The following is an 18,250-nucleotide window of genomic DNA, read 5'->3' as shown; positions in this document are numbered from 1 at the left end:
ACGCACAGACACAGAGACAGAAAGAATCAGGAGATCACCATGAGCGATGATCGGCGCGCCCGCACCGCAGAACTTCTTCCCCGCATCAGGCGCCGCAAGACGAGGATCGGCCTCGTCGCCGGGGGCCTCGGAGCGTACTGGCCGCAGTTCCCCGATCTGCTGCCGCAGCTGCAGGAGTCGTCGCGGTACGTCACCGAACGGTTCCAGAAACTCGACGCCGACGTGACCGACGTGGGCTTCATCTCGGACCCGCAGGAGGCGGCCGTCGCGGCGGAGCGGCTCCGGATCGCCGACCCCGACCTGATCGTCGTCTTCCTGACCACGTATCTCACCGCATCGATGGTGCTGCCGATCGCTCAGCGTTCCGGCGCCCCCGTGCTGGTCATCGATCTCCAGCCGACGGAGTCCATGGACCACGCGACCTTCGACACCGGACAATGGCTGGCCTATTGCGGGCAGTGCGCGGTGCCCGAGGTCGGGAACGTGTTCCGCCGAGGAGGGATCGAGTTCCGCTCTGTCTCGGGATACCTCCGGGACGAGCATGCCTGGACGCGGATCGAGCGGTGGATCGCCGCGGCAGATGTGCGCGCCACCCTTCGGCACGCGCGTCACGGTCTGATGGGCCACCTCTACCCGGGGATGCTCGACGTCTCCACGGACCTGACCTCGGTGGCCACTCAGTTCGGCTCGCACGTCGAGGTCGTCGAGTTCGACGACCTCCGGGTGCGCGTCGAGCAGGTGACCGACGCGGAGGTCAGGGAGCGCGTCACGCTAGCGAGAGAGGTCTTCGTCCTCGATGAGGAGACGGTCGACGCGGACGACCTCGCCTGGGGTGCGAAGGTGTCGGTCGGACTCGATCGGCTGGTCGACGATTTCGCTCTGGACTCGATGGCGTACTACCACCGCGGGCTCAACGGAGAGCAGCACGAGCGCCTGGGCGCGGGGATGATCCTCGGCGCATCGCTGCTCACGGCGCGGGGCATCCCCATGGCGGGCGAGTACGAGCTTCGGAACAGCATCGCGATGCTCGTCGCCGACACCATCGGCGCTGGCGGATCGTTCACCGAGATCCAGGCGCTGAACTTCTTTGACGGCGTGGTCGAGATGGGTCACGACGGCCCTGCGCACCTCGCCATCAGTCAGCGCGATCCCCTGCTCCGCGGGCTCGGCGTCTACCACGGCAAGCGCGGGTGGGGAGTGAGCGTCGAGTTCGACGTGAAGGCCGGCCCGGTCACGACCTTCGGGATCGGGCAGGAGCGTGACGGCCGGTACGTCTTCGTCGCCTCGGAGGGCGAAGTGGTCCCGGGCCCGCTCCTCAAGATCGGGAACACCACTTCGCGGGTCGATTTCGGCTGCCATCCCGGCGAGTGGGTCGACGAATGGAGCGCGAGCGGTGTCGATCACCACTGGGCCCTGTCGACCGGTCATCGCGCGCAGGACTTCAAGGCGGCCGCGAATCTTCTCGGCATCGAGTTCCGCGAGGTCTCCGTCCGCTGAGACGGGACCTCGACCACGAAAAAAACAGGCGCCCACAACAGGGCGCCGATCATCATCGAAGGAGACAGCAGTGAAACTCGGGAGCAAGTCCACGACCGGATGGCGAGCGACCATCGCCGTAGCGATGTCCAACTACATCGAGGCCGGATCCATCATCGCGATCGCGACCAGCCTCGGGTTCTGGCAGGCAGAACTCGGGTTCGGCGACCTCACCGCCGGCCTGCTGGCAGCGTTCAGCGCCAACGCCTTCGGCGCCGCGATCGGTGCGATGCTCGGAGGGCCACTCAGCGACAAGCTGGGGCGCAAGTTCATCTACACCTACGACCTCGTGGTCTTCATGGTCGGCATCCTGCTCGCGGCGTTCGCCGTCAACGTGCCGATGCTCTTCCTGGGCTTCATCCTCACCGGCATCGCCGTCGGTGCCGGGGTCCCGGCATCCTGGACCTACATCGCGGAGCAGGCTCCGACCAAGGACCGCGCCAAGCACGTCGGCACCGCGCAGCTCGCCTGGTCGTTCGGTCCGCTCGTCGGCTTCGCTCTCGCGGCACTCCTCGCTCCGCTCGAACTCTTCGGCAGTCGGATGATCTTCATCCACCTGTTCATCGTCGCCGCGATCGTGTGGTGGGTCCGGCAGGGCCTGCCCGAATCCCAGCTCTGGAAGGACGAGAAGGCCAGTCAAGGACGCCGAGATGCCGCTCCCTCCCGCACGGGTCGCGGATTCGGGGCGCTGCTGTCCAAGCGGGTCAACCTCAAGGCGTTGCTCTTCCTCTTCGGGATCTACGGATTCTGGGGCGTCGTCGCGGGGCAGGCGGGTATCTTCATGCCGCGTGTCTACGCCGCCGCCGGTGTCGAGAGCGTCGTCGAGCAGAGCCTTCTGCAGGTGCTCGTGTGGGGCTGCACGGTGATCGCCACCTACTTCGGGTTCATGCTGCTGGCGGATCGTATGTCGCGCCGCCTCCTGTACATCATCGGCGCGGCCCTTGGCATCCTCGGATGGATCGTCCTCGTGTTCGGCGAGCCGGGCACCGGCACCCTCGTCACCTTCGCCGTGACGTGGGGGTTGTCCTGCGGAATCGGCGCGCAGGCCTTCTACGGGCTGTGGGCCAGCGAACTCTTCGCAACTCCGTACCGCGCCAGTGCGCAGGGTCTGCTGTTCTTCGCCGCTCGACTCGCCATCGGGTTCCTCAGCTACTTCTTCCCCGTGCTGCTCACGGCTGTCGGCGTGCCCAACGTCGGTCTGATCATGGTCGCCTTCCTGACCGTCGCGCTCCTGGTCGGTGCGATCTGGGCGCCCCGCACACAGGGCAAGAGCCTGCAGGAGATCGAGGAGGAACGGTACGGGATGCGGGTGTCCGCGCCGACCGGGACGGCGACCCGATGACCGCGGTGCAACGGGTGTGCTTCACGCTTCGCCTTCGAGCGGATCGGCTTGACGACTACCTTCGGGATCACGCGGATGTGTGGCCGGAGATGCTCGAAGCGCTTTCCGACGCGGGGTGGACGAACTACTCACTCTTCCTCCGTCGCGGAGACGGATTGGTGGTGGGGTACCTCGAGACGGAAGACTTCGAGCGTGCACAGTCGGCTATCGCTCGTCGTGAAGTGAATGCGCGGTGGCAGGCGTCAATGGCGGGCTACTTCGAAAGCGGACGTCCGGATGGAGCCCTCGAGGAACTGGAGGAGTATTTCCACCTCGCCTGAGGCGCGGGCGGGCCGAGAGCCTGAGAACCGGGCGAAGATGGAGAGGCGCATTCCAGCGCCCGGACCGACAGGAGCACGCATGTCTCTCGCCTCACCCTTCGACGCCATCGAGGTCGAGCACCTCCGTCGCATCGGCGGGATGAAGTGGTCGATGTTCCCCGACGCGGTCGGCGCGTTCGTCGCCGAGATGGACTTCGGCGTCGCGCCCGGCATCTCGCGGGCGCTGCACTCCGCGGTCGATCAGGGTCTGTTCGGGTACCTGCCGACGTCGCTGTCGGATGAGATGTCCGCGGCCACGGCCGAGTGGCTGCGGGATGTCTACGGGTGGGAGGTGCCGGCATCCGACGTCCACCCGATCGCTGACGTGATCCAGGGTCTCGAGCTCGCGATGGAGCACTTCTCGCTTCCGGACGCTCCGGTGATCGTTCCGACGCCCGCGTACATGCCGTTCCTGTCGGTACCGCCGGCGGCGGGGCGCGAGGTGATCCAGGTGCCGATGACGGTGACCGACGGCCGCTATGCGGTGGATCTCGACGGCATCGACGCCGCTTTCCGCGCCGGTGCGAGCCTGCTGATCCTCTGCAACCCCTACAACCCGGTCGGGCGCGTCTTCACGCGCGAGGAGCTGCTCGCGGTGAGCGACGTCGTCGAGCGTCACGGCGGACGGGTGTTCTCCGACGAGATTCACGCGCCGCTCGTCTACGCTCCGGCTGCGCACGTGCCGTACGCCTCGATCTCGGATGCCGCGGCCGCGCACACCGTCACCGCGACCTCCGCCTCGAAGGCGTGGAACCTGCCGGGGCTCAAGACCGCGCAGATCATCCTGACCAACGACGCCGATCGGGCGATCTGGGAGCCGATCGGGATGATGGCGTCGCACGGCGCGAGCAACCTCGGCGTCATCGCGAACACCGCGGCCTACCGCGACGACCGCGCCTGGCTCGCCGAGGTCAAGGAGTATCTCGACGGCAACCGGCGGTTCCTCGGCGAAGCGCTCGCGGCCCGCATCCCCGAGATCTCCTACCGCGAACCCGAAGGCACCTACATCGGCTGGCTCGACGCGAGAGCCCTCGATCTCGGCGCTCAGCCGGCCGAGTTCTTCCGCGAGAAGGCCGGAGTCGCCCTGACCGACGGATCGGCGACCGGGCTGGCGGGCGTCGGCTTCATGCGCTTCGTCTTCGCGACCCCGCGGCCGATCATCGAGCAGACCGTCGACCGCATGGCGGAGGCGCTGGCGAGGCGCTGAGGTCCGTCCGGCTGATCAGAGCGGGGGATCCAGCTGCGCCAGCGCAGCATCCATCCGCTCCGCCATCTGCGCGTACCCGATGTCGGACGGATGCAGGCCGTCAGCCGCCATCCAGCTGTCGGTCGATCCGACGTAGTGGCCGTCGAGCCAGCGGCTCGCGCCGGGAATCCAATCGGCGCCGATCTCTCCGGCCGCCTCTTCGGCCCACGAGATGATCTGCTCGACGGATTCCGGGCGCTTCTCGGTGTACCAGAACGGCTCGACCACGATGATGCGGGAGTCGGGCAGCGCGTCGTTGATGCGGGTGAGGTCGGCTCTGATCGTCTCTCGGATGAGGTCGGCGCGCTGGGCGTAGCTGAAGTTGTCGTTCAGCCCCATGGTGATGAACACGATGTCGGGCTGCGATTCGATGACGAGCGCGGGCAGATCGTCCTCGCCGAAGCTCGGGCGCTGATTTACGAAGCCGAGTCCGTTCACGCTCGGGTTGAACTCGCTCCACCCGCGATCCTCGCTGATGATCGTCGACCACCGCAGCGCCGGGTCGCTCGCGCCGGTGCCGAGCGTGTACGAGTCGCCGTAGAACGCGACGACCGGACCGTCTCCGGCGGGAGAGGGGGATGTGTCGGGAGCGGGCGCCGCGCTGCAGGCTGTGAGGCCCAGAGCGAGGGCGATCACGGAGGCGAGGGAGCGGAGTCGGCGCATGGCTGTTGTTCGGTGCGGCGTACGGTGTGGATTGAGCCTACGCGTCTCTGCGCGATCCGTCTGATGGAGGGGCTGACGGGAATCGAACCCGCGCTATCTGCTTGGGAAGCAGAAGTTCTGCCATTGAACTACAGCCCCGCACCCGCTCGCAGAGCAGGTGAACGCAAGCCTACCCGCCCGCCGCCCTGAGGCCAAAGCACCCTCCGACATGCGCCCGCCGGCCCGCACTAGGCTGAACCCGTGCTTCTCAGTGATCGCGACATCAGGGCAGAACTCGCATCGGGCCGCGTCGGTCTCGATCCGCACGAGCCGGAGATGATCCAGCCGTCGAGCATCGACGTGCGCCTCGATCGGTACTTCCGTCTGTTCGACAACCACAAGTATCCGTTCATCGATCCGTCGGAGGATCAGCCGGAGCTGACCCGTCTCATCGAGGTCGATCCGGAGGAGCCCTTCATCCTGCACCCGGGCGAGTTCGCGCTCGGCGCGACGTATGAGCAGGTCACCCTCCCCGACGACGTCGCCGCCCGCCTCGAGGGCAAGTCCTCGCTCGGCCGCCTCGGACTCATCACGCACTCCACCGCCGGGTTCATCGATCCGGGATTCACCGGGCACGTGACCCTCGAGCTCGCGAACGTGGCGACACTGCCGATCAAGCTGTGGCCCGGGATGAAGATCGGGCAGCTGTGCTTCTTCCGCCTCACCTCGCCCGCCGAGAACCCCTACGGCTCCGGCCCCTACGGCAACAGGTATCAGGGGCAGCGCGGGCCGACGGCATCCCGCTCGTTCCAGAATTTCCACAAGACGGATGTCGGCGTGACCGACATCGGAGCAGTAGGGGGCTGACATGAGTGACGGCAGCGGCACGACTCCGGACCAGTCTCTCTCCCCTGAAGAGCCCGCGATCGCGCCCGCGGATACCGTCATCCCGCCGCCTCCGCCCGAGATCCCGATCCCGGACGGTCTTCTCACCCCTCCGCCGTCAGAGGGCTCTGTGCCGGATCCCGTGATCCCGCCGCCTCCGCCCGAGGCACGGCTGCGCTCCTCCGAGCGCCCGCGACCGGCGATCCTGCAGGGCGACCAGCCGGCCGCGGTCGCCGACGACTGGGCGAAGCCCTCCGTGGCGCCCGAGGTCCCGACATCCGGCGGCTATCGCGGACTGACGGTCGCGATCTTCGCGTTCCTGCTGTTGCTGCTTCTCGGCGCGGTCGCTGTGGGCATCTACCTGCTGAGCACCGGGAGCTTCCCGTTCTTCACGTTCGGCGCCGCGTCGGCGCCGAACGATCTCACGCCGCTGTTCTGACGTCGTTCTTCGTCGGGGTGGGTGACGGCGTGGGCGCCGAGTCCCGACTGGTCGTGCCGAGCGCGTCGACCGCCGCGAGCCCGCCTGTCACCAGCGCGACCACCGCGTCGAGCGTGGCATCCGCGGTCAGCACGCGCGTGTGACCGAAGCCCTCCGTGCGCAGCAGCCGCGAGCGGTCGCCGTGCGCGGCGTGCAGGCGCAGCGAGTCGGCATCCGGCATCCGCCGATCGCCGCGATCGTGCACGACGAGCAGCGCCGTCTCGGCGGGGAGCGGATGCTGTGCCGCGTCGTACCTCTCTTCCACGGGTGCGTCATCCGAGCGGAGGCGCCGACGGAATCGCGCACGCAGGTGCTCGGTGGTCGCGCCGTCGAGCCGGAAGTCGCGGGCGAACTGGTCGAGGAACGCAGCAGGTGCGGCGGCACCCGCGATCGTGACCACGGCCGGAGTGGGCACGGTCGTCCGAGCGACCGTCAGCGCGGCGAGGGCGCCGAAGGAGTGCCCGATGATCGCGGCGAACGGACCGTGGATCGCCTGCAGCTGCTCCGCGAGCGAGACCCAGTCGCGGATGTCGGTGCGGCGGCCCTTCGATGCTCCGTGTGCGGGGGCGTCGAACGAGACCACGCGGAAACCCTCGAACACGAGCTCCCGCACCAGCGGCGCGAACTGCGAGGCGCGGCCGCGCCAGCCGTGCAGCAGCAGCACGGTCCGCGGACCAGTACCCCATTCGTAGCCGGTCACCTTCATGCCGCGAACCGTGAGGTCGCGGTGCCGGGCGTCGTCGTGAGTGGCGTCATCCCGATCCCTGACCGGCATCCGAGGTCCGGTGGAGAAGAACGCGCGATAGGCGAGGTTGCCCGCGACGGCGGGTGAGACGACGGTCGTGGCGCGGATGCTGCGGGCGATGAGGGCGGGCAGGGATGACATGGATTCTCCTTCGCCGAACAATACGAACGATCATACGTGTAGTAGGCGAACGATCGTTCGTATACTAGGGGGATGTCGGATCCCGTAGTTCTCGACGGCCGAAGGGCCCGCGGCGACGCCTCGCGCCGCGTGGTGTTGCAGAGCGCGACCGACCTCGCCTCGGTCGATGGGCTCGACGGCCTGACCATCGGGCGCCTGTCCGAGGCGTCGGGGTACAGCAAGAGCAGTATCGCCACCCTCTTCCAGAGCAAGGAAGGGCTGCAGCTCGCGACGGTCGCAGCGGCTCGCGAGATCTTCATGGCGCAGATCGTCGAGCCGGCCAGGGGCGAGCCGCGGGGGGTGCGCCGGTTGGCGGCGCTGATGCGCAATGGTCTGATCTACTCGCGCGACCGCGTCTTCTCCGGTGGCTGCTTCTTCGCGGCCACCGCCGCCGACGTCGACTCGAAGCCCGGACCGGTGAGCGACGCCGTGCGGGCGGGGCTGGCCGACTGGTACAGCTACGTCGGCATGCAGATCCGCTACGCGGTCGACGCCGGCGAGATCGAGGTCGACGACATCGAGGTGCTCGCCTTCGAGCTGATCGCCCTCGACGACCAGGCGAACTCGCGCTCGCTGCTCATGCGCGACGAGCGTCCGTACGCTCTGGCCGCCGCGGCGATGCGCGGACGCCTGCGTGCAGCGGGTGCAGACGAGGACGCGGTCGCGCTGCTGGAGCTGTGAGTCTCGGACGTCGCAGGGCTCTTCGATCCGAGTCGACGCGCGAGACGAATCGATGATCAACCCAGGTCTATGTTTATCTATGAGAGTCTAGTGAAACGCTAGACTTTGGTAGATCTCGATAGAGGTGAACGCGATGGACCCCGTACGCAATCCGTATTCGCCGGGCGCCGGCCGTAAACCGGCTGCGCTCGTCGGCCGAGATAAAGCGCTCAAGGCCTGGGCGACCTCGATAGAGCGCACGAGGATTGGTAGAACCGACCAGCCAGTGATCCTCTACGGCCTGCGTGGTGTGGGCAAGACGGTGCTCCTTTCCGAGTTTCGGCGAAATGCGGCGAAGCGGGATTGGATCGTGGCGCAGATTGAAGCTGGAGCCGGAAAGACGCTCCGCGAACTCGTCGGGGAAGCGCTGTACGCACCCCTCGCCGATATCGCTCGCGCTTCGGCCGGCAAGCGACTCTTGAAGGCGATCAAGACCGCCTTGAGTTTCAAAGCGTCGTACGACACGAACGGCATCTGGTCCTTCGGGCTGGACCTCGACGGGACTCCTGGTGGCGGCGCTGACACCGGGATACTCGACACGGATCTGAAGAAGCTCATCCATGACCTCGCTGAAGCGGCGGAGGAAGAAGGTGTCGGGCTCGCCATCCTCATCGACGAAGCCCAGGACCTCGATCCCGCAGAGCTCATCACGCTGTGCACTGTCGCCCACGCGGCGGCGCAGGACAACTGGGCTGTCCTGTTCGGCTTCGCCGGGCTGCCGAGTTTGCCTCGCATCCTCGCTGAGGCCAAGTCGTACGCGGAGCGCTTTGAGTACTTCAAGATTGAACAGATCGAAGAAGACGTGGTCTCGGAGGCGCTCTCGATTCCCGCAGCGCAGGAGGACGCGACCTGGGACGACGAAGCGATCGAGCTCGTCGTGGCCGCATCGGGTCGCTATCCCTACTTCCTCCAACAGTTCGGGCAAGAGACCTGGAACGTCGCTTCCGGTCCGAATATCCGTGCGGCGGAAGCGCAGCTCGGCATCCTTCAGGGGTACAACCAGCTGGACAACGGATTCTTCCGGGCCCGCTGGGACAGGGCAACGCCCGCGGAGCAGGCGTATCTCCGAGCGATGGCGCCAGACGGTGATGCAGGAAGCTCCTCGGGGGAGGTCGCCGGTCGTATGAACAAGAAACCCAAGAGTCTGGGGCCGACCCGAGCGAACCTCATCAGCAAGGGGCTCGTGTACGCGCCTGAGCACGGGGTTGTCGCATTCACGGTGCCTGGGATGGCTGATTTCATCGGACGTCAGATCGATCCTTGACACTCGCCCGACTGTGACGAAACGCCCCACCCGACTCTGCGTCGGATGAGGCGTCTCGGTTGGGTACGGCGAACCGTCAGGCGTCGCGACCCCGGCTGAAGCCGGCGTCGAAGCCGCGCTCGTAGGCGTGCTGCGCGAAGCGCACCGCCCGCTGCGGCCCGTGTCCGGGGTGGTGGCCCTGGTCGCCGTGGCCGGGGCCGTGGCCGTCGCGGAAGCCACGGTGCCCGTGGCGACCCTGCCCGTGCTCGCCGTGGCGGCACTCGTCGTCACGCTGCTCGGCATCCGGGCCGAAGCCGTGGCCGAAAGCGGGACTGAAGCCGTGACCGAAGCGACGACCGAAGCGTCCGGGGAATCCGCGACCGTGGCCGCGCTCACCGAAGCCGTGACGACGGCCTCGGGGGAGAGGAGTCTCCTCGTCCCAGCCGAAGGCGCGGGCGATCTTCTCGAGCGACGCGAGGGTCGTCGCCATCTCCTCTGCGGAGACGGCATCGGCGACCTTCGCGCGGATGCCGTCGACGCGGGTGCCGAGGCGATCCTTCGCCGCGCGGCCTTCGTCGGTGAGCGTCCAGCCGCTTTCGCCGTCTGCGACGACCCAGCCGCGCTCGACGAGTCGATGCAGCTTGTGGTCGTTCAGCGGGCGGTGCCTCGGGACGGTTCCATCGATGACGTTCAGGATCCGCCAATCACGGCGGCTCGCCTGCTCGGCCTGGAACGCGGTGTCGAACTCGGCCGCCATCAAGCGGTCGGCTGCCTTCAGCCAGTAGCCGAAGGGGCGGGAGGTGTTCTCGGGGTCATGTGTATCGGTGTTCATGAGTGTTCCTTAGATGTCAATGTGCATGTGGTTGTCAGATGTCATGTATATGTAGTGTGACATGCAACGTGAAAGCATGTCAAGTCGCATGTAAAATCGACACGTGCCGACCGAACCGAACGATCCCGCCGAAGCCATCGCCCAGGCCCTCTCCCGGCTGCGGGGGCGCCGCCTCGGAGGCGGCCCCGGCGGCCGTGGCCACGGGGGGCCCCATGGCTGGCCGGGTGGCGCGCCCGGCGACCGCGGCGATCACGGCGGGCACTTCGATCACCACCGCGGCCACCCCGGCCCGCCGCCCTGGATGGCCGACCCCTCCGGCCGCCTGGGGGGCCCGGCACGCATGCGGATGCTGGAGGCGCTCGCCACAGCATCCACTCCGCTCAGCGTCAGCGCGCTCGGCGAGGCGATCGGCGTCGATCAGCCCCGCGCGTCACGGCTCGTGCAGCAGGGCGTGGAGCGCGGCTTCGTGCGCCGCGAGGCCGATCCCGACGACGCGCGTCGTACGCGCATCGCGCTCACCGACGAAGGTCGCAAGGTGGCCCGTGGCATGAAGGGAGAGCGACGCGAGATGCTCGCGGGCGCCCTCGCCGCGTTCACCGAGGAGGAGAGCGCAGAACTCGCCCGGCTGCTGAACAAGCTCGCCGACAACTGGCAGCGCTGAACTCCCGGCGTGGCGCCGGGAGCTCAGCGCTCGTCGCTGCCGGCGCCGACGGTGGAGGGCGAACGCTGCCGCGCCTGCGAGCAGCAGAAGGATGCCGACGCCCGCGGACTGCCACTCCACCGATCCTCCGGTCGCGGCGAGTGGCCGGCCGTCGGAGCTTCGAGTGCTCGGACCCGCGGCACCCGGGGAACCGGCTTCGGTAACCGACACGCGGATGTTCGCGGTCGATCGGTTTCCACTGGCGTCGGCGACCGAGTACTGCACGCGCGATTCACCGCGGAACGCAGAGTCGGCGGTGAAATTGATCAGCCCGGTGGCCGAATCGACGACGTACACCCCCTGGTCGGGCAGCGCGAGCCGCGTGACGAGCGCGCCCGCGGCCGGGTCCACGAGTCGCAGGCTGCTGCGGTCGAGGGCGCCCGTCGTGGGAGCGTCGTTCTCGAGAGGATCGATGGTCACACGGGCACCGCTCCCGGTGCTCGCCGTGTCGTCCTCGAGGACGGGAGTCGCCGCCGTGACCGTCACCGACACGGAGCCGACCACGGGATTCCCGTCGGTGTCCGCCGCCCGATATGACGCGGTGACCGTGCCGACGAACCCCGGCTCGGGCGTGAAGACCACTGTTCCGAGCGGGCCGACGGTCCACACGCCCTGTCCTGGGGCCTCGAGGCTCTCGACCTCGGTCCCGAGCTCGTCCAGCAGCTCGACCGAGTCGTAGTCCATCGCGGCCGCCTCGCCGGCGGTGTCGTTGTCGAGAACATCGACGGTCGCCGTGCGGCCTTGAAGGACTGTCGAGGAATCCGCGGAGGCGATGGGACCCTTGGCGATCGCGGCGGAGATCGTGGCGGTCACGGAGTCGCCGACGTTGGTGTCGGCCGTGTAGCGGACGTCGGTGGCGCGACCCGAGAACCCGTCCTCCGGAGTGAAGGTCACCTCTCCCGAGGCGACGTCAACCGTCCAGCTGCCCTCTCCCGGGACGGCCAACGTCGTCACCGGGGCACCGGTGTCCGGCTCGAGAAGCCGCAGCGTGGTTCCGTCGAACGAGGTGCCGGACGGGCCGGCGTCATCGTTCGCGAGCGGGCTCACGGTCACCGACTGGTTGTACGGCGCATCGCCGGAGTCGTTCTCCGCCGCGGGTGGCTCGGGCGACGCGATGGTGACGGTGATGTCTGCCGTCACCGAGTCTCCGAGCGTGGTCTCCGCTGTGTACGCCAGCGGGGTGGCTTCGCCGGCGAAGGCCGGGTCGGGGGTGAAGGTCACCGCGCCCGTCGTCGCGTCGACTGAGTAAGCGCCCTCACCGGGGATCGTCACCGAGGTCACCGGGCTCCCGCTGACCGGATCGATGAGTCGCACCGTCGACGGATCGAACTCGGCGCCGGGATCGCCCTTCTCATCGTTGCGGGTGGGGTCGACGGTGACGGGCGTGTTGTATGCGCCCGTTGCGGCGTCGCTGACACCGCGGGGCGGGATGGGCGCCGGTACGACCTCGGTGATCGTGGTCTGCGTCGTGGACTCGCGCGCGGTTTGCGTGACCGGGTCGGTGAACTCGACGATGGCCGTGTTGCTCACCGCGCCACCCGTGGCGGCAGTGATCCTCACGTCGAAGGTCGCGGTCGTGGTGACGCCGGGCTGCAGAGTTCCGCCTGCCCCGCCCTCGACCCCGTCGCCGAGCAGGAAGGCGACGAAGCGGTCCTCGGCCGAATAGGCGCCGCGGTCGGCGTCGAGCGTATCCGTGACGCTGCCGGCACCAGGGCCGGCCGTGATGCTCATCGAACCCGGCACGAGTTCAACGCCATCGGGCAGATCGTCGATGGCGGCCGTGAGGAGCGCGGGGGTGCCGCCGTTGTTCGTCGCCGTCAACGAGTAGCGGAGCGTGTCTCCGACCTCCGCGGGCGACCCGCCGGAGAGGTTCTGCACCTGCTTGTCGGCGATGATGCAGGGGCCGGTGCCGAAGCTGATGCTGTCGAGGAAGTTGCCGATCGTGATGTTGCCGCTGGCGGCGCTCACGGCCTCGAAGGCGAACCGGGTCGTCGTCTGTCCCGCCGGAACGGTGTAGGTGCCGGTGTGGAGCCCCCAGGCGGTGTTGCCGTCACTGATGACCGGTCCGGACTGTGCCAGCGGGCCGGTGGGTGAGCCGATGATCACCCGCATCGAGTCGACGCCCCCGCGGCCGCGGTGGGCGAGTGACCAGGCGAGCGTCTGGCCGGGTGTGGTCGGCACGTCCTGGAACATCGTGGATGCCTGCGTCGCATTGAGCTCGATGAACTGCTGCCCGGAATCCGCGGCGATCCCGAGGAACCCGCTCGACCAGATCTCGACCACGCGGTCGGCGGCGGTGGTGTTCCATCCCGGCACCTGCGAATCGGTGACGAACAGGTTCCCGGCACCGGCGGGTACCACCGGCTGCTCGAAGCCCCCGTTCGTCAGCGCGAGAGAGTTCGGGCACTGAGCGGGATCCTGGTCGGCCGCGGCGGAAGAGACCTCGGCGATATGGGGGACGACCAGTGCTGCGGCGAACGCGGCGATCGCACAAGCCAGGGATACAGCCGTCCGCCGTCGCTGCCCGCGATCCGTCGCCCGTGTACGGCGCTCCGGGCCGATCGATGTGCGCATGCGTGATCCCCCCACGAGATGAAGTCGAGCGTCGAACTCTTGGAGAACGTATGACACTCGAGGAGAAAAAGCCACATATGATGCAAAGGAAAGCCACAATACGCGCAGCCGATTGCGCATCAGCCCCAGGCACACGATTCGAATGAGCGAACGGTGGGGCGAGTGGTACCCCGGTACCGGTGGCCTCCGCCCCGGGTCGGATTTCCGCTCGACACGACGGATAGGGGGACGCCGAACTCATAACGTGGGGACGTCCATCGGCGCCCTCGCCCGGTCGGCAGCCCGCGCTCCTGCGCGGATTCGTGGATTTCCACTGCGTCGCGATCAACGCCGACGCCCATCACTCCGAACGAAAGTATCCTCATGTCCTATCGCGTGAAGCCACGCCTCTGGATGGCGCTGCCTGTCGCCGTCCTGCTCGCCCTCATCAGCATGCTCGGCGTGCCGCTCCTGCTCAGCTCTTGGACGAATGATCCGTCGCGCATCTGGATGGTGCTGGTGGCCATCTGCCTCACGGTCCTGCTCGTGTTCGTGCCGGTGTTCGCGGCGCTCGGCTGGCTGCGGCCGACATTATTCGACCCGCAGCGCGTGCGGAACGTCGGTCTGTTCGTGCTCTCGATGTCACCGATGATCGTGCTCGCGGTCTGGATCGCTTTCGGCGGCTACGGCGATCCGCAGGGCCTCGTCATCCCGATCATCCTGTCCGCCTTGCAGGCGGCCCTCTGGGAGGAGTTCGTCTGGCGCGGAGCCACCGTCTTCCTGCTCCGTACCCGGCTCGCGGAGATCTGGGTCGCCCTCATCCCGGCTGCTCTGTTCGGTGTGATGCATCTGACGAACCTCTCCACGGGAAAGAACCTGGGCGACACGATCTATCAGGTGTTCTACGCCACGCTTTTCGGTCTCGCGATGTACGCCATCCGCCGTGTGACCGGCAGCATCTTCGTGGGAGTGCTGGTGCACTTCCTGAACAACTCCGTCACGGAACTGTTCTACTTCGACGACGCCCCGGTCCTGTACAAAATCGGAGACATCCCGATGACGTTGCCTGATCTGATCATGGACTCGTCGCTGGTGGTGGGTGCCATCACCGCGATCATCATCGCGCTCCGCTACCCGCGCGTGCCGGTCCTGCCGACGCCCGACGTCGGATTCGCGACGCGGAAGAACCGCTAGACCGGACCGAACTTCAGAGACGGTTCATCGTCGACCGAGAGCGACAGCACGACGGTCTCGACGGCGTCGTGCGCCTCGATCCGGCGCTCCACATCGCGCAGCCTCCGGGCGACGTCGTGCTCGAGGGCGTCGCCCGCGAGGTCGACCTCGGCGACGATGAACAGTCGGTTCGGACCCACGTACTCGATGTGCAGGTAGGTCACGCGCTCGATCTGCGGCAGGACGAGCAGGGCGGTGCCGACGCGGGCTCGCAGCTTCGGCGCCGCGGTCGCCCCCACCAGGAAGTCGATGTTCCGGCGGATCAGGATGACCGCGACCACTCCGAGCAGCACGCCGACGAGGATCGAGCCCACGGCATCCCACGCGGCGACGCCGGTGAGCTGATGCATCAGGATCGCCCCGCCCGCGAGGGCCAGACCGATCAGTGCGGCGGAATCCTCGAAGAACACGGCCCGAAGGGTGGTGTCGCTCGTCTCCAGCACGAAGTCCCACGTCGACGATCCGCGCTCCTTCGCCAGTCGGCGGGACTTCACCATCGCCTGGGTGAACGACGCGCCCTCGAGCACGAACGAGATGCCGAGCACGATGTACGCGACGAGTGGGCTCTCGACCGGGCCCGTTTCGGACAGCTCTTGGATGCCGTGCATGATCGACACGATCGACCCGGCGGTGAAGATTCCGAACGCGGCGATGAGCGACCATACGAACGCGTTGCGTCCGTATCCCAGCGGATGCCGGGCGTCCTTGGTGCGCGCGCCACGGCGGTCGGCGATGAGGAGGAAGACCTCGTTGCCGGCATCCGCCCACGAGTGCGCGGCCTCGGCCACCATCGACGCGGACGATGTGATGATCGCGGCGACCGTCTTGGCGATCGCCACCAGGATGTTGGCGAGGAAGGCGAGCATCACGGTCACGCGGTCAGGTTACTCCGCGGAGCGCGTGCACAATTCAGTCTGATCTTCGCGAAACCCCGCGAAACGATGCCCTGCAGCACGTTTCAGCTCGTCCTTGCTGAATTGTGCACGGCAGACCGCCGTGCCGGAGAGTCAGCGCGGGGCCCTGACGGGGAGCAGCAGCACGAATCCGAGGGCGAGCACGACGACGATGCCGAGAATGCCGAAGGCGGTCTGGCCCGTCAGCACGATGAGCACCGTCCAGGCGCCCGAAGAGATCCAGCTCGCCGCCCGCCCGGTCGTGGCGTACAGCCCGAAGATCTCGCCCTCGCGCCCGGCGGGGGTGACGCGAGCCAGGAACGAACGGGCGGCCGCCTGAGCCGGACCGACGAACGCGCAGAGGATGAGCCCGCCGACCCAGAACACGGTCGTCCCGCCGTCGCGCAGCAGGAACACCGCGAGACCGGCCACGATCATGGAGCCGATCGACGCGAGGATGATCCGCTTCGGTCCGAGACGATCGTCCAGGCGTCCGGCGAGGATCGTCGAGACGCCGGCGATGAGGTTCGCGGCGATGCCGAAGACGATGATGGCCTGGGTCTCGAAGCCGAAGACCGCGGTGCCGATGATCGCGCCGAAGGCGAAGACGCCGCCGAGTCCGTCGCGGAAGACGGCGCTGGAGAGCAGATACCAGAACGTCGGGCGGGTCTCGGGGTCGCGGTAGAGCCGCTTCACGTCGTTGACCAGCAGCGGGTACGACGCGAAGAACCCGACCTTGCGCTCGGGGCGACCGAGCGACGGCTCGGGCACATTAAGGAAGATCGGGATGCTGAAGATGATCGTCCAGACCGCGCATCCGACCGCGATCAGCCGGTAGGCGAGCCCGTTGTCGGTCGACATGCCGAACCAGTCGAACGTGTCGAGCACCACCACGATCACGAGGGCCAGAATGCCGCCGATGTAGCCGAAGCCCCAGCCGAGGCCGGAGATGCGGCCGACGTTCTTCGGGGTCGCGATGCCGATGAGCATCGCGTTGGAGTTCACGGCGGCGATCTCTCCGAACACCGATCCCGCCGAGATCAGCGCGACGCCGAGCCAGAACAGGCTGGGGGTCGGCTCGACGAACCAGAGCCCGAGCATGCAGAACACCAGGGCGCCGGTGCCGATGCCCAGCCAGAGCTTCTGCCGGCCCGCGGCATCCGCTCGCTGGCCGAGCACCGGCGCGAGCAGCAGGATGCCGAACGCGGCGATCGTGGACCCCAGCCCGAGTCCGGAGGTGAGTTCGGCCTCAGCGGCCATGCGCGTGGGGTCGGAGGGGTCGAGGGCCGCGATGTCGGCCGGGAGGAAGCCCTCGCCCACGAGGTACAGCGCCGTGAAGACGAACGTGAGGATCACGGTGTTGAAGGGCTGCGTCGCCCAGTCCCACAGCGCCCAGGAGTACACCTGCTTCTTCGGCGCCGGCGTCTCGCCGCGCAGGTCGAGGCCGACCACCGCGACAGCGCCGCTGTTCGCGGTCGCGACGGGCTCGGGGATGCCGGGACGCGGTTCGCTCATGCTCGAAGTCTGGCGCTGCCCGGTGAACGGGCGGTGACGGCGCGCCGCGCGGTGATTCGGCGTTCCGGTCGCAGTTTGCGCCGTCCCGCCGTCGCGGGGGCGGCAGCAACTGCGACCGGAATCTCGCCAACCGGCAGCAACTGCGACCGGAGCGCCGGCCGGCGCCGCCCCCGATCAGTCCGTCCGCAGGGGCCGAAGGGTGCGGGCGTAGTCCTCCTTCAGTACGGCCAGATGCAGCCACGCCTCGATGCGCGTGACTCCGGGCAGCGCCCGTAGGCGCTCGAGGCTCGCGTACAGCGCTCCCGCAGACGGCTCGACGAGCGTCGCGACCGCGTCGAACCGGCCGAGCGTGCGCGCGGCGAAGTCGACACCTCGCCCGCGGCGCAGCTCGTCGATCACGGCCTCGTCGTCGTCGCCGAGAATCATGCCGACGCCCATCGACAGCTGCCGGTGGGCGAGACCGCGCGCCTCGACCGCGCTGATCTTGATGACCCCGGCGTCGATGAGCCGCTGCACCCTGGTCGCCACCGCCGACGGGGAGAGGCGCACCTCTTCGCCGAGCGCGCGGAAGCTGCGGCGGCCGTCGGTCTGCAACTGCTCGATCAGCGCCTCGTCGGTCCCGTCGAGCGTGACCCCACCGTGGTACTCCGAGACGAAGAACCCCTTGATCACGGTCGAGTAGATGATGGTGTTGATGTCGAGCACGCCGGTGATGGCGCGGATCTGGGCCAGCAGATCGTGCAGTTCGGCCATCGAGCCGACGCGGATCTCGGTCACCACGTCGTGTGCGCCGCCGACCGCTGACACCAGGACGGTCTCATCGAGGTCGCGCAGGTGCTCGGCGACGACCTCGACGGCGCCGTCGGTACGGATCGAGACGTGCGCGAGCACATGCTGCCCGAGGAAGACCGGGTCGACCGCCGCGACGACGCGCACCGTGCGGTCGTCGAGCATCGACTTCAGCCGCGCGGCCACAGCGGCTCGTGACGCCCCGACCCGCACGGAGAGAGAGCGGATGCTGGCGCGCCCGTCCTCTTGCAGCGCTCGGATTAGCTCAGCGTCGAAATCCATGCCGTCCGCCCGATTCGTCAGATTCCCGGGAACGCTCGCGGTTGCGAGCAGATCCTCAGCCTAGGCCCGGTCGTAAC

16 protein-coding genes, 1 tRNA gene and 1 pseudogene are annotated in these 18,250 nt (G+C 68.0%); 10 read left to right on the top strand and 8 right to left on the bottom strand.

What is annotated here, in order from left to right; all coding sequences use genetic code 11:
- Window positions 1–39: 39 nt before the first annotated feature.
- The 4 genes from RS85_RS03775 to RS85_RS03760 all read left to right on the top strand — a co-directional run bounded on the left by RS85_RS03775 (window position 40) and on the right by RS85_RS03760 (window position 4,444).
- Window positions 40–1,497, top strand: coding sequence for an L-fucose/L-arabinose isomerase family protein (locus RS85_RS03775; protein WP_046012084.1), 1,458 nt, complete (start codon window positions 40–42; stop codon window positions 1,495–1,497).
- Window positions 1,498–1,567: 70 nt separating this feature from the next.
- Window positions 1,568–2,878, top strand: coding sequence for an MFS transporter (locus RS85_RS03770; protein ID WP_046012083.1), 1,311 nt, complete (start codon window positions 1,568–1,570; stop codon window positions 2,876–2,878).
- A complete protein-coding gene (locus tag RS85_RS03765) occupies window positions 2,875–3,198 on the top strand; it encodes an L-rhamnose mutarotase (RefSeq protein ID WP_235282325.1) in 324 nt (107 codons plus the stop codon). Before RS85_RS03770 ends, RS85_RS03765 begins: the two co-directional genes overlap by 4 nt.
- 79 nt (window positions 3,199–3,277) lie before the next feature.
- Window positions 3,278–4,444 carry a MalY/PatB family protein gene (locus RS85_RS03760; protein ID WP_046012082.1) on the top strand — a complete coding sequence of 389 codons (1,167 nt, stop codon included), beginning with the start codon at window positions 3,278–3,280 and terminating at the stop codon, window positions 4,442–4,444.
- Window positions 4,445–4,459: 15 nt separating this feature from the next.
- Here RS85_RS03760 and RS85_RS03755 read toward each other — a convergent pair whose 3' ends face one another.
- Both RS85_RS03755 and RS85_RS03750 read right to left on the bottom strand, forming a co-directional pair.
- Window positions 4,460–5,146, bottom strand: a complete 687-nt coding sequence (locus RS85_RS03755) for an SGNH/GDSL hydrolase family protein (protein WP_046012081.1) — start codon at window positions 5,144–5,146, stop codon at window positions 4,460–4,462.
- 64 nt (window positions 5,147–5,210) lie between these two features.
- Window positions 5,211–5,284: transfer RNA gene (locus RS85_RS03750), tRNA-Gly, on the bottom strand.
- 102 nt (window positions 5,285–5,386) lie between these two features.
- On the opposite strand from RS85_RS03750, the gene dcd reads away from it, so the two are divergent.
- Entirely contained in the window at window positions 5,387–5,992 is a 606-nt protein-coding gene (gene dcd, locus RS85_RS03745; protein ID WP_046012080.1) for a dCTP deaminase, read from the top strand.
- Between the two features lies 1 nt (window position 5,993).
- Window positions 5,994–6,449 carry a hypothetical protein gene (locus tag RS85_RS03740; protein ID WP_046012079.1) on the top strand — a complete coding sequence of 152 codons (456 nt, stop codon included), beginning with the start codon at window positions 5,994–5,996 and terminating at the stop codon, window positions 6,447–6,449.
- On the opposite strand, the gene RS85_RS03735 is transcribed toward RS85_RS03740, so the two are convergent.
- The gene (locus RS85_RS03735; protein ID WP_046012078.1) at window positions 6,433–7,374 is read right to left on the bottom strand and encodes an alpha/beta fold hydrolase; all 942 of its coding nucleotides are present in this window, start codon (window positions 7,372–7,374) and stop codon (window positions 6,433–6,435) included. The genes RS85_RS03740 and RS85_RS03735 overlap by 17 nt on opposite strands.
- Window positions 7,375–7,446: 72 nt before the next feature.
- Here RS85_RS03735 and RS85_RS03730 point away from each other — a divergent pair, with 72 nt between their 5' ends.
- Window positions 7,447–8,094 carry a TetR/AcrR family transcriptional regulator gene (locus RS85_RS03730; RefSeq protein ID WP_046012077.1) on the top strand — a complete coding sequence of 216 codons (648 nt, stop codon included), beginning with the start codon at window positions 7,447–7,449 and terminating at the stop codon, window positions 8,092–8,094.
- A 133-nt stretch (window positions 8,095–8,227) separates the two neighbouring features.
- The gene (locus RS85_RS03725) at window positions 8,228–9,397 is read left to right on the top strand and encodes an ATP-binding protein (RefSeq protein WP_046012076.1); all 1,170 of its coding nucleotides are present in this window, start codon (window positions 8,228–8,230) and stop codon (window positions 9,395–9,397) included.
- A gap of 76 nt (window positions 9,398–9,473) precedes the next feature.
- On the opposite strand, the gene RS85_RS03720 is transcribed toward RS85_RS03725, so the two are convergent.
- Window positions 9,474–10,208, bottom strand: a complete 735-nt coding sequence (locus RS85_RS03720) for a MarR family winged helix-turn-helix transcriptional regulator (protein WP_046012075.1) — start codon at window positions 10,206–10,208, stop codon at window positions 9,474–9,476.
- A 103-nt stretch (window positions 10,209–10,311) separates the two neighbouring features.
- Here RS85_RS03720 and RS85_RS19950 point away from each other — a divergent pair, with 103 nt between their 5' ends.
- The gene (locus RS85_RS19950) at window positions 10,312–10,869 is read left to right on the top strand and encodes a MarR family winged helix-turn-helix transcriptional regulator (RefSeq protein WP_235282324.1); all 558 of its coding nucleotides are present in this window, start codon (window positions 10,312–10,314) and stop codon (window positions 10,867–10,869) included.
- A 219-nt stretch (window positions 10,870–11,088) separates the two neighbouring features.
- Here the strand turns inward: RS85_RS19950 and RS85_RS18905 are convergent.
- Window positions 11,089–13,020 (bottom strand): annotated as a pseudogene (locus RS85_RS18905) (Ig-like domain-containing protein); the annotation flags it as partial.
- A gap of 825 nt (window positions 13,021–13,845) precedes the next feature.
- Between RS85_RS18905 and RS85_RS03700 the strand changes: the two are divergent.
- A complete protein-coding gene (locus RS85_RS03700) occupies window positions 13,846–14,655 on the top strand; it encodes a CPBP family intramembrane glutamic endopeptidase (protein WP_046012072.1) in 810 nt (269 codons plus the stop codon).
- On the opposite strand, the gene RS85_RS03695 is transcribed toward RS85_RS03700, so the two are convergent.
- The 3 genes from RS85_RS03695 to RS85_RS03685 form a co-directional block, all read right to left on the bottom strand.
- Window positions 14,652–15,560: a cation diffusion facilitator family transporter gene (locus RS85_RS03695; RefSeq protein WP_046012111.1), complete on the bottom strand. Its 909-nt coding sequence runs from the start codon at window positions 15,558–15,560 to the stop codon at window positions 14,652–14,654. The two genes, RS85_RS03700 and RS85_RS03695, sit on opposite strands and share 4 nt — an antisense overlap.
- 141 nt (window positions 15,561–15,701) lie before the next feature.
- Window positions 15,702–17,102 (bottom strand): MFS transporter, encoded by a 1,401-nt coding sequence (locus RS85_RS03690; protein ID WP_052703359.1) that lies wholly within the window; start codon window positions 17,100–17,102, stop codon window positions 15,702–15,704.
- Window positions 17,103–17,276: 174 nt separating this feature from the next.
- On the bottom strand, window positions 17,277–18,173 hold the full coding sequence (locus RS85_RS03685) for an Lrp/AsnC family transcriptional regulator (protein WP_046012071.1): 897 nt from the start codon (window positions 18,171–18,173) through the stop codon (window positions 17,277–17,279).
- Window positions 18,174–18,250: the final 77 nt, after the last annotated feature.

Origin of the sequence: Microbacterium sp. SA39, assembly GCF_000967865.1 — a bacterium.
Taxonomy (GTDB): domain Bacteria; phylum Actinomycetota; class Actinomycetes; order Actinomycetales; family Microbacteriaceae; genus Microbacterium.
Note: the sequence above shows the minus strand (reverse complement) of the source record. Positions and strands in the feature narration are given on the sequence as shown.

What these genes read in the sequence shown, in the direction of transcription:
- RS85_RS03775 (WP_046012084.1), top strand. Translation starts at nt 40, where the DNA reads ATGAGCGATGATCGGCGCGCCCGCACCGCAGAACTTCTTCCCCGCATC.
- RS85_RS03765 (WP_235282325.1), top strand. Translation starts at nt 2,875, where the DNA reads ATGACCGCGGTGCAACGGGTGTGCTTCACGCTTCGCCTTCGAGCGGAT.
- RS85_RS03760 (WP_046012082.1), top strand. Translation starts at nt 3,278, where the DNA reads ATGTCTCTCGCCTCACCCTTCGACGCCATCGAGGTCGAGCACCTCCGT.
- RS85_RS03755 (WP_046012081.1), bottom strand. Translation starts at nt 5,146, where the DNA reads ATGCGCCGACTCCGCTCCCTCGCCTCCGTGATCGCCCTCGCTCTGGGC.
- RS85_RS03740 (WP_046012079.1), top strand. Translation starts at nt 5,994, where the DNA reads ATGAGTGACGGCAGCGGCACGACTCCGGACCAGTCTCTCTCCCCTGAA.
- RS85_RS03735 (WP_046012078.1), bottom strand. Translation starts at nt 7,374, where the DNA reads ATGTCATCCCTGCCCGCCCTCATCGCCCGCAGCATCCGCGCCACGACC.
- RS85_RS03730 (WP_046012077.1), top strand. Translation starts at nt 7,447, where the DNA reads ATGTCGGATCCCGTAGTTCTCGACGGCCGAAGGGCCCGCGGCGACGCC.
- RS85_RS03725 (WP_046012076.1), top strand. Translation starts at nt 8,228, where the DNA reads ATGGACCCCGTACGCAATCCGTATTCGCCGGGCGCCGGCCGTAAACCG.
- RS85_RS03720 (WP_046012075.1), bottom strand. Translation starts at nt 10,208, where the DNA reads ATGAACACCGATACACATGACCCCGAGAACACCTCCCGCCCCTTCGGC.
- RS85_RS03700 (WP_046012072.1), top strand. Translation starts at nt 13,846, where the DNA reads ATGTCCTATCGCGTGAAGCCACGCCTCTGGATGGCGCTGCCTGTCGCC.
- RS85_RS03695 (WP_046012111.1), bottom strand. Translation starts at nt 15,560, where the DNA reads ATGCTCGCCTTCCTCGCCAACATCCTGGTGGCGATCGCCAAGACGGTC.
- RS85_RS03690 (WP_052703359.1), bottom strand. Translation starts at nt 17,102, where the DNA reads ATGAGCGAACCGCGTCCCGGCATCCCCGAGCCCGTCGCGACCGCGAAC.
- RS85_RS03685 (WP_046012071.1), bottom strand. Translation starts at nt 18,173, where the DNA reads ATGGATTTCGACGCTGAGCTAATCCGAGCGCTGCAAGAGGACGGGCGC.